The sequence below is a fragment of the Desulfonatronum zhilinae genome, assembly GCF_900182865.1.
Taxonomy (GTDB): domain Bacteria; phylum Desulfobacterota; class Desulfovibrionia; order Desulfovibrionales; family Desulfonatronaceae; genus Desulfonatronum; species Desulfonatronum lacustre.
In genome coordinates, this window is the sequence record NZ_FXUJ01000007.1 from 79,758 (window position 1) to 93,158 (window position 13,401).

Consider the following 13,401-nt stretch of genomic DNA (forward strand, 5'->3'; position numbering starts at 1 on the left):
AGATGATCCGAAACCGATCCAGCGGCATCCTGCTGCACGTTACGTCTCTGCCTTCGCGGTACGGCGTGGGCGACTTGGGGCCGGAGGCCAGGAATTTTGCGGACTTTCTGGCGGCCTCCGGACAGCGCTACTGGCAGATGCTGCCCTTGAACCCCACGTCTCCGGTGCACGGCAACTCGCCCTACAGCAGCGACTCGGCCTTTGCCGGAAACCCTCTGCTGATCAGTCCGGAAGACATGGTCCGGGACGGCTTGCTTCGCCCGGACGATCTTCGAAACATCGCCGAGATTCCCGTGGACCGGGTCAAGTACGCCACGGCCCGTGAAATTCGGGAGGCGTTGCTGGCCAAGGCGTTTGCCGATGCGGGCGTGCGGCCTGAAATCCAACGGGTCGTTGCGGCATTTCGCGTCGAACAGGGTGCCTGGTTGGAGGATTTCGCTCTGTTTCGAGCCTTGAAGGCCCACTTCCAGGGCCGCCCCTGGACGGAATGGCCGGAGGATGCGCGGCGACGGGATGCCTTGGCATTGGACGGCTACCGCAACACGCTTCAAAACGAGATAGACCTGATTTGTTTCCAGCAGTTCGTTTTCTTTCAACAGTGGCGGGCCTTGCGGGCATCATGCCGCGACAGAGGCGTGGAACTGATCGGCGACGTGCCCATCTATGTGAACGAGGACAGCGTGGACGTCTGGGCCAATCCGGAGTTGTTCAAGCTCGATGATCAGCTTCGGCCCCGTGTTCTGGCCGGCGTACCGCCGGACTACTTCAGCGAGACCGGTCAGCTCTGGGGCAATCCGGTCTATGATTGGCAGCGGATGGAGCGGGACGATTTCGCCTGGTGGGTGCGGCGCATCCGGCGCAACGTGGAACTGTTCGACTTGGTTCGTCTGGACCATTTTCGGGGCTTCGTGGCCTGCTGGGAGGTTCCGGCCGGACACGAGACCGCCATGCACGGCCAGTGGGCCGAGGTTCCTGCTCGGGCGTTTTTCCGGACCCTTGCCGAAGCCTTTGATCCTTTGCCGCTGATTGCCGAGGATTTGGGAACCATCGACGACGCGGTGCGCGACGTGATGCGGGAATTTAAGCTGCCGGGGATGAAGATCCTGCTCTTCGCCTTTGGTCCGGACCTGCCCACGAATCCGTATGCTCCGCACAACCACGTTCAAAACTGTTACGTCTATACCGGTACCCACGACAACAACACGGTGCGCGGTTGGTTCGAGGAAGAGGCCGATGCGGAGACCCTGGCCCGTGTGGACGCCTATCTCGGCGCTTCCTGTACCTCGGAAACCGTGGCCACCGCCTTCGTGCGCATGGGCATGCAGTCCGTGGCGGACGTGGCCATCTTTCCACTGCAAGACATTCTGGGTTTGGGAGCAGCGTCAAAAATGAACGTGCCCGGCGTAGCCAACGGCAACTGGTCCTGGCGGATGCCCCCGGAGGTGTTGAGCGACTTGGAAGGCGGGGTTCGCAAAAAGCTCCTGGACATGACGACCTTGTATGGAAGAGGCTCCGAATCCTGATGAAGTATATTTCCTGTCTGGCCGCGTTATGTGTTCTGTTTTGGAGTGCCACTCCCCTGTTCTCGGCTCCTTCCGGTCTGGAAACGGCCCAGGAATTTTTTGCCGAAGAGCGAGTCGCCGACGCCTACCAGGCCATCCAGGGCCACCTCCAACGCCATCCTAAGGATACTCAAGGATTGTTTTTGAAAGGTGTCATTCTAGAACGCCTGGGGCGGTTCTCCGAAGCCATGGAGGTCTACCACGATCTGATTGAACGTCATCCGGAACTGCCCGAGCCCTACAACAATTTGGCTGGTCTGCTGGCGGCCGCGGGGCGGTTCGAGGAGGCCAAGGACACCCTGCAACGGGCCCTGGAGACGCATCCCAGCTATGCCACGGCTCATCAAAATCTGAGCCGGATTTATTCGGCCATGGCCAGCAGCGCGTACCGCCGGGTCCTGGGCAAGGACGACGAAAGGATTCTCGTGCGTCTCGACCCGTTGGAAGAACTGTCCGGGACCCCGGACATGCCGCTGCCCGCGGCGACCCTTTACGTGGCCTCAGTCGCCCCTCATGGTCCCGCATCAGTGGTGGAGTCTCCACCACTTCTCCCCTCTCCGGCGGCCCCTGGACCTTCCCCGGAGCCAATCGCGGTCGCGCCAAAAGCCGCGTCGGAAGCCGCACCAGAAGCCACCCCGGAAATCACGCCGACCACCAGTCCACAGTCCAGCCCTGCGTCGGCAGCCGAATCCGTTGTCCCTGAGGCTCCCGAGCCGAGCACTGAGCCTGTACCTGAGCCCGTACCTGAGCCGGTCAGCGAACCTGTTGTCGAACCGGCTCCCGAACCCGTCGCACCCCGGCCGGCGACTCCGGAGCAGGTGATCGTTCCGGCACCTGAACCCGTCCCGGCTCCGACGGCCCCAGCTCCTCCGTCCGTAACCCCTCCCGCGCCACCGGCCTCTGAAGCCCCCGCGCCGCGTCCCAGCCCCGATACCGTCAAGGCGGCCATCACCGACGTGGTGCTGAACTGGGCTAATGCCTGGGCGAGCCAGAACGTAGAAGCATACCTGTCTTTTTACAGCGGAAATTTTCAGCCCGAACGCGGGCTCAGTCTGGCGCAATGGCGGGAGCAGCGCCGGACACGGGTGGCTGCTCCGCCCTTTATCAATGTGACCCTTTCCAATATCGTCGTCACCATTCTGGACGAGAACGCGGCTCAGGTTCGCTTTGCCCAACGCTACCGATCCAACGTGATCAACGATGAGGTGTCCAAGGAATTGCAATTGCGCAAGGAAGGCGGCCAGTGGCGGATCACCAGGGAGCGCCTGCTGCCGCGATCATGATATCGTGAGGTAGTACGGTAAAGTATCTCACGCGAAGCCGCGAAGGAGAGATGTAATCATTCTTCGCGGCTTCAAGTGAGTTTGCTCTCCAAGGCACAGACTGCTCATGTTAAACCTTCACTTACGGATAAGAAACCATGGCCTTGCAAGGATCCGCCTTCGTCGTTCATGAGCTTGCACGCCGAGTCGTTTCCCTCGGGGTTGCGCTCCTGGCTCTGACCTGTTGCTTGCTATTCCTTCCAAGTCGCCCGGCCGAGGCGAACGTGGAGGAACTTCTGGCCAAGGGGCATGGGTTGAGCATTACCCGAGAACCAGAGGTGTTTCTGCTCAACGCCTTGGAGAACGTGCAGCGTGAGCGCCTGGATCAGGCCCAGGTCCTGCTGGAGGACCTGATTCGGGACAATCCGGACTTCCGTCTGGCCCAACTGGTCTATGCCGATGTTTTGGCGGCTCGGGCCGGGGCGTTGCGCGGGCTCGGAGCGGGGGTTGTTCCTGACGAGGAACTGGCCGGGCTGGCGGATGAAGTCCGTCGGCGGTGGCTGTACTACCAGCAACGGCCGAATAACGGCGCGCTGTTGCCGTCCAACCTGGTCGCCCTGGGCGAGAGCGAGCCGTACGCCTTGGTCGTGGATCTGGAACTGTCCCGGATGTACGTCTTGGCGAATATAGGCGACGGGTTGCGCATTGTGGACGACTATTACGTGTCCGGAGGCAAGGAGGGCCCGGAGAAGCACCGGGAAGGCGACCGACGGACGCCTTTGGGCGTGTATTTCATTCAGGAGCATATTCCAGGAAACCGTCTTCCCAATTTGTATGGCTGGGGGGCCTTCACTCTGGATTATCCCAATCCGCTGGACCGTCGACTGGGTAAGACCGGGCACGGAATTTGGCTGCACGGGAATCCCACTGGGACGTTCAGTCGTCCGCCCCAGGACAGCGACGGGTGCGTGACCATGCACAACAAGGACCTGGAAGCCCTGGCTCCGTTGCTCAAGCACGGTAATGTCCCCGTGGTCATCGCCCGGCGAGTGTCCTGGGCTGATCCGGGGGACTTGGACATGACCCGCGAGGAAATGCTGGACATGCTGGAAGCGTGGCGTTCAGATTGGGAAAGTCTGAATACCGACGCTTATTTGACGCATTACTCACGGGATTTTCGAAGCGGGTCCCAGAACCATGCCGCCTGGACGCGACACAAGCGGAGGGTCAACGCCGGAAAAAGCGAAATTCGGGTCCATCTGACCAACGTCAACCTCTTTGAATACCCTGAAGCTCCTGGAGTCATGGTGGCCACTTTTTTCCAGGATTATTGGAGCGATAATTTTCAGTCCTCTTCCCGCAAACGTCAGTTTTGGAGGCACGAAGCCGACGGCCAGTGGCGCATCATCTACGAAGGAACGTACTGAGCAGGGATTGAGTTTCGCAATTCAAAATATTTCAGGTGCTTCTAGATATAAAGTTTTTCAGAAGTCCGCCGATAAGAGTCATGAGGAGTAATCCATTGTGACCATTCGGCCGTTCCAAGTTCAAAACATGCTTCGCGTCTACGACCAGCACCTGGACCAGGGGCGGCGAATGGCGCGATATCGCATGCTGCTCCAGCGGGCTTCGCCGGGGGACGTGATCAATTTGTCCCAGGATGCCCGTCGCAAGCAGTTGGTGGAGAAGATCGCCACCGAGATCATGGACAGCCTGATGGTCTCCGGGAGCAACAATCCCGTAGTCCTGGACATCAAACGGGATCTGCAACGGGAGTTCGGCTTTGACATGGAGTTTCGGTATCTTCCTCTGGAGCCCGAAATGCAGATTCTGCGTAAGAACGGCGAAGAACGGGTCGAGGTCACCGGTGAGGAAAAGACCACTATTCTTGAACGCTTCTGGCGCATTACCCTGGACAAAGTCAGCGAGACGATGCTGTAGTGGGCCCTGGCCGATGCCCGCGCCTAAAGTCCGACAGGGTTTTGCCGATATACGGTTAGAGAGCAAGGAGGCAAAAAATGCAAATCAAAAATCTCATTGATACCTTTCGTCCCCCGGAAAGTCGGGATGTAGGGAGCAAGCCGACCCGTGGCGGGCCTGCTTCGGAAGCCTCGACCCAGCAAAGCGACCGGGTCACCCTCTCCGCCGGTGCCCAGACCTTGCGCGCCGCGATGACCGCCGCCCAAGCCGGTTCCGGGGTGCGCACGGAGCGGGTCGAGCAGCTCAGGCATCAGGTGGAGACCAATACCTATGAGATGAACAGTCGCAGGACCGCCGAAAAACTGGTGGAACAGGAAAGCGGCCTCTGGGAACGGTCGGTTTGACGCCTGACGCTTATGAAGGTTCGCATGGCGGTCCTTCGCCTGTTTGACCGCCGCCGGCCAGATGCAGCCTCGGAGGGTGCCGCAACTGGTTCTGCGGGACCTGCATCCCCCGGCGGAGGCGAATGTTGATGACCAAGGGGCCGACCAGGTTCAAGATCGCGTCTTCCGGCTTGCCCGGCGGGATGGTCACCGTGACCAGGACCACGGCCTCGCGAATGTTCCTCAACCGCAACAGTTCTTGCTCCACCGTGCTGATCTTGATCCGGTAATCCGGCACGTACACGTAGGGGTCGGCGACCATCAAGCCCAGTTGCGGATCCGTACAGCTCTGCAACAAAAAGAAGGCCGAGTCCTCCCGCAATCGGACCAGGGCGAAATCCCGTTGCGCTTCAAAACCCACCAACCCCTTCGGGAACAGGATCAGGCGATCCTGCTCTACATGCAGCGGCCCGACCCGGGAATGAATTACTCTTTCTTTTTTCTGGACCATAATTCCGTCGCCATGAAAAAGTCTTGCTCCGTGGCCCGCGCGGCCATCAGATTTTCTTCCTTGATCCGCAAATAGACCTCCTCCCGATGCACGGTCAGATCCCTGGGGATGTCGAACCCCAGCTTGACCTGATTGCCCTGGACCCTGAGCACGGTGACCTTGATGTCGTCGCCCAGGTACAGGCTTTCCCCCGCCTTTCGGGTCAAAATGAGCATGGTTCGTTGATCCGTGCCATGATGCCTACATGAAATTGACCAGGCTCATGCGCATGATGGTGGTGGAGGATTTCAACACGGCTTCGTAGGTGATCTGTTGCATGTGCATCTGGGTCATCAACTCGGCCACGTCCACGTCTTCGATGCTGCTTTTGCGCTCGGATGCGTTCAACTGCAATCCGACCAAAATATTGTCCGTCAAATCCAACCGATTCCGCCGCGAGCCCACTCCGGCCAGGTACGTGGTGATGTGGGCGTGGGCGTCGTTCAGATCATCCAGGGCTTCCTGGGCACCTTGCTGGGTGTTCGTTTCCAGATACCCGATCAGCTTGCCGACGGTTTCAAAGAGGTTGGCTCCAGAGCCCTCCCTGCCCAAAGGGACGGGTTGAAGAATAGGGGAAAGATGAGAAGGAGGAGGGGTTGGGTTTACTCGGGCTTCTGGGTATAGGCCACCAAATACATCCTTGCCGATGTTGTTGATCTGGACGGTTTCACTTTGGGATATCTCGACGTGCATCAGGGCGCGGGATGGGCGGATGACGAATTGGTCTCCAACAAGGATGAGGTCGGCAGCTTCATTCACATTCAAGAATCCACCCGGAACAGGCAGCGACGAGACGCCGCCAGTAACATGTGGCGCGGTTTTCTTGTCCGCCCAGGTCCGCCCGCCATCCATGCTGGAGGAATATTCGACAAGAGGCAGAGGGCCTGCGGGAAAGCCGGTAATTTTCACCATGACGTTGCTGCTGAAATTGCCTTCGGCAGTTGCGGCCACGTTTGAATTTTGGACAAACTTGTCCACAGGCACATTGTGTCTGTCTTCGTCATCCCCCTGATAAACCGCTGTCGGACGCACCCAGAGCCATGTGCCGCTGGTGTCGTTGGTGTTATCTTGGGCATTGGCGATTACTGTTCGTCCAGTGTCCAGTGTGACGCGCACACCACCGAGATCCATCACAACGGAGGGATCAGCAGGCGGGAGGGCGGATTGCGGCAACGTCCCTGTCGCCCATGTCTTCCCGCCATCTTTTGAATATCTGTAGTCTAATGAGTTTGTTCCCGTAACTCCATCTTCTAAAAACTGTACCAGAATTGTTTTATTGCTATCTCCAGTGATCTCGAGAATATCCTGGCTGCGAATGCTTCCATCATTGCTCTGCGCAAACAGGGCCTGCCTGAAGGCCTGAGTGTCAACCTTGTGCCCGGAATAGATGTGTTTGCCCTCGAAGGATGCGTTGGAGAGCATGATCAACTGTTCATAGAGCTGGCGCGCCTCGTAGGATATCTGCTCGCGGTTGTCCCCCGTGTACGTGCCCGTGGCGGCCTGCTGGGCCAATTCCTTGAGCCGGGAAATAACCACGCTGACCTGCATCAGGTTTTCGTCCGCCAGCCCGTTCCAGCCCTGGGCCGTGTCGATGTTTTTCCTATACTGGGTCATGGAGGCCATGGAGTCCCGATAGGAAAGAACCCGGGACATCCCGGCGGGGTTGTCCGAGGGCCGGTTGATTTTTTTTTGGCTGGAGGCCTGCAAGTTCAGGTCGACCAAGCCTGTCAGCGACCGGTTCATGTAATTGAGCACGTTCGCGTAGATATTTCGATGACTGACACGCATGGGGCATTACTCCTTGCCGACGTTGCGCCTACTTCATGGACAGGATGGTCTGAAACATCTGGTCCGCCGTGGAGATGAGCTTGGAGGCCGCGCTGTAGGAATGCTGGAATTTGATCAGGTTGCTCATTTCCTCGTCCAGGTTCACGCCGGCTATTTCTTCCTGGCGATTGCGCAGGTCGTCCGTCAAGGCTTTGTGGTAATTGAAGTTGAATCTGGCATTAGAAGTCGCTGCTCCGACATTTGCTGTCAGTGAATTGTAGTAGTTGGAAAGTGTCTGCTTGGTATCGCCTTCCAACGATTTATAGAAATTGACCTTTTCATATTGCAGTGCGGCCAAGGATACTGCAGTGACATTGTCTCCCGTGTTGATCTCTCCAGCCCCATTCACATGGCCGGCATTGATCATGCTCAGGTTGACGTGCACGGTATTTGTCATGCTCAACGTGCTGGCATCCGTGCCGTCGAAAAACGTGTTCAGTCCCAGCGCTGCCAGCAGGCCAGTGGAGTCGGAGCCGAAGGCAAAAGAAGTATTTGGGGCCGCCTCAAGCCTCAATTTATTATTGCTAATTGTTGCAGTGATTCCAGCAATACCATCAAAGGCTTGCCGTGCATGTTCAAGGGTATGAAAATTTGGATCAAAATTTGGATCAACACTGCCACCTGCTGGGAAAGTTAAACTTGTTGAAGTCGGATCGCCATTTGCGTCATACACCCACATGGTCAGATTTCCCGCCTTCAGCCTGTTCTCGTCTCCAAAAAACAGTCCGGAAGACGGGTTGCCCAGGGGCTGGTTTATGTTGTTTACGCTGTATGTGCCCAGAACATTTGTGAACTTTTCCAGTCCCGCGCCCTGGCTGTGGATGCGGTTCACTTCCCAAGCCAGGGTCGTGGCCAAAGAGTCCAGTTTTTCCCGAAACTGTCCGATAGAATCGTCTCGAAAATTAAAGTAACCGGTCAGGCTTCCGCCCGTGGCCCGCCGGTCGTTGTCAACGCCGTTGAAGTGAATCTGCGGGGTTATGTTCATCGCTGACGACGTATTCTTGTACCAGTACAGACCGCTCTTTGGGACGATGGTGAACGTATCGCCAACAGCCAGATTCTCAGTACCTGGGTCAAACCAGATATCCACTCCTTGGATGTTGATTTTGGCGGTATCCGGCTGCGCGGTAAAGGTTTCTCTTGTCCCATCATCTTTTGTCAGCCACGTCTCGCCGCCGTCTAAGGACAGTTCGAATTTGGCAGTTCCCAACGCGCCTGAACTAACAACTTTCACCAAATATTCCCGCTCTGCATTCCCAGAAAACTTAATGCTTCCATCAAACAGTGAACCAGAGGTCAGCGATGCATAGCTCTTTGCTTCGTCGACCTTCAACTGAAAATATGGCGGGCCGCCGACATCTCCGTCCACCAGGGTATGTCCGGCTGTGGTTAGCACGAGGAAGTTGCCGCCTCCCTTGTCAATGGTCTGAATATCGATAATCCCGGCCAGATCCCTAAGCATTGAGTCGCGTTTGTCCAACAGGGCGTTGGCATTGTTAGATCCTGGGAGGTTGTGGACCGCGATCTTGGAATTGATCTCGGCGATTTGCGTCATCAGCTCGTTGGCCCGATCCACGTCCTGGATAATGAAATCGTTTATCTGCTGCTGGAACATGGACATGTCGCTGTCCACCTGGTTAACGAGCTTGGTCAGGTTCTGGGCCGTGCTGAGTAACTGGCTCCGGGAGGCCATGTCGTCGGGGCGCAGGGAGACGTTTTGCCAGTCGGCCCAGAATTTGGCCATGACATTGTTTAGTCCGTCACCGATAGACTCATTGAAAAGCATCTCCACCTGGCGCAGATTGGTGTGCAGGGAATCCCAGCGGGACATGGTCGAGGATTTGTCCAGGTACTGGCGCTCAATAAAGTAGTCGTAATGGCGGATGACTTCCTTGGCGGTGACGCCCGTTCCGATCTGCCCTGGGCGAAAATCGATGCTGGGATTTTCTTCAAGGCGGACGGAGCGGCGGCTATAGCCCGGGGTGTTCACGTTGGCGATGTTTTCGCCGGTGACGTGAATGGCGGACTGGAAGGCCAGGAGCGCGCCTTTGCCGGTGTTCAGGAGGGAGTTGACGCCGACGGTCATGGGATGATCCTACAGTCTGCCTTTGAGCAGGGCACCAGTGTCGCCGGGGTGCAGCCATCTGCCGCGTTGGGAGTAGGTGTGTCCGTTTTTGGGGCGGATTTCGTTGGTCAGGTAATCCAGGAGGGCCTGGTTCTGGTCCATCAGGCCGCGGGTGATCACGGCGTTCTGGGCGGCTTTCCGGGCGCAGTCCTGTTCCTGAACGTCGATTTGACGAAGGGTGTCCCGGACCTGGTCTCGGGTGGACTCATCCAGAATCAACGGTAGGTCGCGAATGCCCGGCAGGGCGGGGTCGATCTGGTGGATGGCGCTCTTGAGTCCCCGGCGTTCCTCGGCGATCTGGCGCAGCAGTTCCTGAATGGAAAATTCCACCGAGGCCACGGCTTGGGGATCGCTCTTGCTCAGGTGTTGGAACTCCTCGTCCAGGAGGTGGGACAGGAGAAAAAGCGCTTGTTTTTGACGATGCAGATTTTGCAGTATGGCTCGGGACATGATCGACCTCGCGGGGTTGGATGCAAATTTTTCCGGGGTGTCCGGCATACTGTCGACATATTCAAAAACTAGGCCGAGTCCTGCTTACCGATGTGCAATCCGGCTTCCAGGCGGTCCTGGATTTGTTTCGGATTCCAGGCCGTGGCACCCTGACGGACTTCGAAATGCAGGTGGGGGCCGGTGGAGCGACCGGTGGAGCCCACCGTGGCGATCTGCTGCCCAGCCTGGATTTTGTCTCCAACCTTGACCGTGTTCCGGTCGTTGTGGGCGTAGTAAGAGCGCCATCCTCCGGCATGCTCCAGAACCACCATATTTCCATAGCCGCCGCGTTGACCCACGAAGACCACCCGACCGTCCCAGGCCGCGCCGATGGGCGTCCCCTTGGAGGCGGCCATGTCCACGCCGGAGTGCCAGGCTTGCTCCCCGGTGAACGGGTCCTGACGCCAGCCGAACCCGGAGCTGACCCGGCCTTCAAGGGGCCAGTGCATGGGGGGCAGGATCGGAGAGGGCGAATCGATGTTCCCGGTCAGGCTCGGGCCGTCGACGGACCCGGTTCGGCTCGGACCGTTTACGGACCCAGGATGTTCCGGAACCACCCCGCCGCGTTCCTCAATGGACCGGGCCAGGGAGCGAACCATATTCATGGTGCTGGTGGTCCCGGGAATGCTTACGGCGTCAAAGGAAGAGCCGTGGGGTCGACCCGTGGCTTCGGGAGCCGCGAACGGCCCCTGGAGTGAAGCCACCTGGGGATAGGTCGCGGACAGGGAGGGTTCCGGATCGGTTTCCGAGGCGGTTGCGTCGGCGGCCAAAGTTGGATTTTGGGGCGGGGCAAGAATGGTCAAGGGCATGGGCTTGCCCACCGGGTCGCTGTCCTTGGTGGCCTGGACCTGGGTCTGTCGGAGTTGCTCGAAGATCATGTCGCCGAGACCCATCCCCCCGCTTCGGGCCAGAACCGAGGCCATTTCCATGTCGAAATGGGACTGCCAGAACTCCTCGCCTTTGCCTCGCAGGGGGTCATGGTGGGGGACCGTGGCCCGCATCTGCTTGATCAACTGATGCAGAAACATGGCCTCGAAGTCCTGGCTGGCCTCCCGCAGTTTGCTCTCGTGCTTGGCGGTCGCCGCGTCTTGCGGGTCGCCTTTTTGGGAGGTCCGTTGGGAATCTTCGGTCGATTCACCGGAGCGCAGTCCCCGGAGCGCGTCGAAACGCCGGTGAACATCGTTCTGCCCGTGACCGAGCAGCAGGGTGTTCGTATCCGGCAGGCCGATCATTTAGATCACCTCCACGTCCGCGTGCAGCGCTCCGGCGGACTTCAGGGTGCGCAGGATGGAGATCAGGTCGCGGGGCGTCGCGCCGATGGCGTTGAGGCCGTTGACCAGGTCTTGCAGCGTGGCCCCTTCAAGGAGAGTCAGGCGGCGGTCTTCCTCGCGAATGCCCAGTTCGGTGCGGGGGACCACGGCGGTCTGACCCAGGGAGAAGGGTTGAGGCTGGACCACTTCCGGGCGTTCGGCCACGACGATATGCAGATTCCCGTGGGCCACGGCGACTTTGGACAAACGGACGTTCTGGCCCACGACCACGGTGCCGGTCTTCTCATCCACCACGACCCGGGCCCGTGAGTCCGGGGTGATGGGCAGACCCTCCAGGGCCGCGATGAAGGGAACCAGATTGCCCTGGTACATGTCCGGGACGTCCACCTCGATGGTGGAGACATCCATGGCCCGGGCCAAAGGGGTGCCGAAGTTGGCGTTGATCCGGTCCACAACCTGGACCGCGGTGGAAAAGTCTTTGGTCTGAAGATGCAGGACCACGTTGTCCTGTTGGTTGAACTGGAAGGGAACGGAGCGTTCCACCGTGGCTCCGTTGGGGATCAGACCCACGGTGGTGATGTTTTTCTGGGCCTGGGCCGCGTCGCCGCCGGCGCTGAATCCGCCCAGGAGCAAGGGGCCCTGGGCCAGGGCGTAGGTCTGGCCGTCCACGCCGCGCAGCGGGGTCATCAGCAGGACGCCGCCCAGAAGACTGGTGGCGTCGCCCACCGAGGACACGGACACGTCCAGGCTGGAACCCGCCCGGGACGAAACCGGCATTTGGGTGGTGACCATCACCGCGGCCACGTTACGCACCCGCAACCTGGAGCGATCCACTCGCACCCCCATCCGTTCCAGCATGTTGGACATGGACTGGATGGTGAACTCCGCGCCTCGGCGGTCGCCGGTACCCGACAGACCGACAACCAGGCCGTAGCCCACCAATTGGTTGCTGCGGTCGCCGGCCACGGTGGCGATGTCCTTGATCCGGACGCTGGCCTGGGCCGAATTCGTTCCCATCAGCGCAAACAAGAAGCCCATGGCGAGAACCAGCACGGCTGAAGCCTTGAAATACCTCTTCCACATACTATTTCCTCCGGATTGCCGCCGGGGCAAAGGTCTTGTCCTGCTCGCACGTATCGGGATCAGGTCGAAATCGAAATCGTGATCGAAATCGATGTTGCAAAAAGACATTTCAATGCGTTGAGATCAATATTTTAGTTCGATTTCGATTGCGATTTCGACAACGATTAAATACTGATTTCGTATACTTTTCCTTAAAACGGCCAGACATTGTCCAGTATCCGGGTCAGCCATCCGGGCCGTTGTTTGTCCGCGAGAACACCCATGCCGTAGAATTCGATGGTCGCGTCGGCCATGTGGGTGGAGAGGATGGTGTTGTCCGGATCAATGTCCGTGGATCGGACCAGCCCCCGAACCACGACGATCTGGGTTTCGTTGTTCACACGGGTTTCCCGTGCGCCCTCCACCTGCATCAGGCCGTTGGGAAGCGTCTTGACCACCCGTGCGCCGACCGTGGCCGTGATGGTGGATTCCCGTTTGGTTTCCCCGTCGCCTTTGAACGAGTTGGAGGTCCTGGCGCTGATCAGCGGAGTTTCTCCAAACTGGCCTCGTTCAATGCCCAAGACCGGCAGTCCCGCGTTGATCAGCCGCTGGTCCAAAAGGTGCTCAATGCCCATGCCGATGTCGGACTCTCTGGACGTGTCCGTGGTGGCCTTGTTCGTGGCCTTGCTTTCCTCCACGACCTTGATCCGGACGATGTCTCCCACCCGCCTGGCCCGATTGTCCGCGAAGAGCAGCTCCGCGCTGGCCGGGTTGAACAGCGAACCGGGATTGAGTTCGGCCGGTTGGGGGTAGTCCACGGTTTGGGTCAGGATCGGGCTCGGCATGCTTTGGGTGCTCGCCGGGGCGCAGGCAAACCCGCTCAGCCCGAGGACCATTAGCAGGGGCATGAGCACGGCTGGGCGTATGGAGAGTGTTTTTTCGGTCATTGC

General features: G+C 58.9%; 13 protein-coding genes. 5 read left to right on the plus strand and 8 right to left on the minus strand.

Annotated features, from left to right (window positions below; all coding sequences use genetic code 11):
• Positions 1-2: 2 nt before the first annotated feature.
• The 5 genes from malQ to flgM all read left to right on the plus strand — a co-directional run bounded on the left by malQ (position 3) and on the right by flgM (position 5,148).
• Positions 3-1,523 carry a 4-alpha-glucanotransferase gene (malQ, locus tag AC559A_RS07695; RefSeq protein ID WP_498817262.1) on the plus strand — a complete coding sequence of 507 codons (1,521 nt, stop codon included), beginning with the start codon at positions 3-5 and terminating at the stop codon, positions 1,521-1,523.
• The gene (locus AC559A_RS07700; RefSeq protein ID WP_498817264.1) at positions 1,523-2,845 is read left to right on the plus strand and encodes a nuclear transport factor 2 family protein; all 1,323 of its coding nucleotides are present in this window, start codon (positions 1,523-1,525) and stop codon (positions 2,843-2,845) included. Before malQ ends, AC559A_RS07700 begins: the two co-directional genes overlap by 1 nt.
• Positions 2,846-3,108: 263 nt before the next feature.
• Positions 3,109-4,251: a L,D-transpeptidase family protein gene (locus AC559A_RS07705; RefSeq protein ID WP_498817265.1), complete on the plus strand. Its 1,143-nt coding sequence runs from the start codon at positions 3,109-3,111 to the stop codon at positions 4,249-4,251.
• A gap of 97 nt (positions 4,252-4,348) precedes the next feature.
• A complete protein-coding gene (locus AC559A_RS07710; protein WP_028572374.1) occupies positions 4,349-4,765 on the plus strand; it encodes a DVU0524 family FlgM-associated protein in 417 nt (138 codons plus the stop codon).
• 77 nt (positions 4,766-4,842) lie between these two features.
• Positions 4,843-5,148: a flagellar biosynthesis anti-sigma factor FlgM gene (gene flgM / locus AC559A_RS07715; RefSeq protein ID WP_498817267.1), complete on the plus strand. Its 306-nt coding sequence runs from the start codon at positions 4,843-4,845 to the stop codon at positions 5,146-5,148.
• A gap of 10 nt (positions 5,149-5,158) precedes the next feature.
• On the opposite strand, the gene fliW is transcribed toward flgM, so the two are convergent.
• The 8 genes from fliW to AC559A_RS07755 all read right to left on the minus strand — a co-directional run bounded on the left by fliW (position 5,159) and on the right by AC559A_RS07755 (position 13,398).
• Positions 5,159-5,638: a flagellar assembly protein FliW gene (fliW, locus tag AC559A_RS07720; RefSeq protein ID WP_035261682.1), complete on the minus strand. Its 480-nt coding sequence runs from the start codon at positions 5,636-5,638 to the stop codon at positions 5,159-5,161.
• Positions 5,614-5,853 carry a carbon storage regulator CsrA gene (gene csrA / locus AC559A_RS07725; RefSeq protein WP_028572373.1) on the minus strand — a complete coding sequence of 80 codons (240 nt, stop codon included), beginning with the start codon at positions 5,851-5,853 and terminating at the stop codon, positions 5,614-5,616. The genes fliW and csrA overlap by 25 nt, the downstream gene beginning before the upstream one ends.
• Before the next feature lie 25 nt (positions 5,854-5,878).
• Complete coding sequence (flgL, locus tag AC559A_RS07730; RefSeq protein ID WP_498817269.1) at positions 5,879-7,465, minus strand: flagellar hook-associated protein FlgL; 1,587 nt, start codon at positions 7,463-7,465, stop codon at positions 5,879-5,881.
• Positions 7,466-7,493: 28 nt separating this feature from the next.
• Entirely contained in the window at positions 7,494-9,590 is a 2,097-nt protein-coding gene (flgK, locus tag AC559A_RS07735) for a flagellar hook-associated protein FlgK (RefSeq protein WP_498817271.1), read from the minus strand.
• 9 nt (positions 9,591-9,599) lie between these two features.
• Positions 9,600-10,079 carry a flagellar protein FlgN gene (locus AC559A_RS07740; RefSeq protein WP_028572370.1) on the minus strand — a complete coding sequence of 160 codons (480 nt, stop codon included), beginning with the start codon at positions 10,077-10,079 and terminating at the stop codon, positions 9,600-9,602.
• 68 nt (positions 10,080-10,147) lie between these two features.
• Positions 10,148-11,350, minus strand: a complete 1,203-nt coding sequence (locus AC559A_RS07745; protein ID WP_498817273.1) for a peptidoglycan DD-metalloendopeptidase family protein — start codon at positions 11,348-11,350, stop codon at positions 10,148-10,150.
• Positions 11,351-12,472, minus strand: a complete 1,122-nt coding sequence (locus AC559A_RS07750) for a flagellar basal body P-ring protein FlgI (RefSeq protein ID WP_498817275.1) — start codon at positions 12,470-12,472, stop codon at positions 11,351-11,353. It abuts the gene before it with no gap.
• A gap of 191 nt (positions 12,473-12,663) precedes the next feature.
• Positions 12,664-13,398 (minus strand): flagellar basal body L-ring protein FlgH, encoded by a 735-nt coding sequence (locus tag AC559A_RS07755; RefSeq protein ID WP_498817276.1) that lies wholly within the window; start codon positions 13,396-13,398, stop codon positions 12,664-12,666.
• Positions 13,399-13,401: the final 3 nt, after the last annotated feature.

Excerpts from the sequence above, each read along its gene's own strand:
- AC559A_RS07745 (WP_498817273.1), bottom strand. The coding sequence starts at position 11,350 with ATGATCGGCCTGCCGGATACGAACACCCTGCTGCTCGGTCACGGGCAG.
- flgK (WP_498817271.1), bottom strand. The coding sequence starts at position 9,590 with ATGACCGTCGGCGTCAACTCCCTCCTGAACACCGGCAAAGGCGCGCTC.
- AC559A_RS07750 (WP_498817275.1), bottom strand. The coding sequence starts at position 12,472 with ATGTGGAAGAGGTATTTCAAGGCTTCAGCCGTGCTGGTTCTCGCCATG.
- flgM (WP_498817267.1), top strand. The coding sequence starts at position 4,843 with ATGCAAATCAAAAATCTCATTGATACCTTTCGTCCCCCGGAAAGTCGG.
- csrA (WP_028572373.1), bottom strand. The coding sequence starts at position 5,853 with ATGCTCATTTTGACCCGAAAGGCGGGGGAAAGCCTGTACCTGGGCGAC.
- flgL (WP_498817269.1), bottom strand. The coding sequence starts at position 7,465 with ATGCGTGTCAGTCATCGAAATATCTACGCGAACGTGCTCAATTACATG.
- malQ (WP_498817262.1), top strand. The coding sequence starts at position 3 with ATGATCCGAAACCGATCCAGCGGCATCCTGCTGCACGTTACGTCTCTG.
- AC559A_RS07755 (WP_498817276.1), bottom strand. The coding sequence starts at position 13,398 with ATGACCGAAAAAACACTCTCCATACGCCCAGCCGTGCTCATGCCCCTG.
- fliW (WP_035261682.1), bottom strand. The coding sequence starts at position 5,638 with ATGGTCCAGAAAAAAGAAAGAGTAATTCATTCCCGGGTCGGGCCGCTG.
- AC559A_RS07740 (WP_028572370.1), bottom strand. The coding sequence starts at position 10,079 with ATGTCCCGAGCCATACTGCAAAATCTGCATCGTCAAAAACAAGCGCTT.
- AC559A_RS07700 (WP_498817264.1), top strand. The coding sequence starts at position 1,523 with ATGAAGTATATTTCCTGTCTGGCCGCGTTATGTGTTCTGTTTTGGAGT.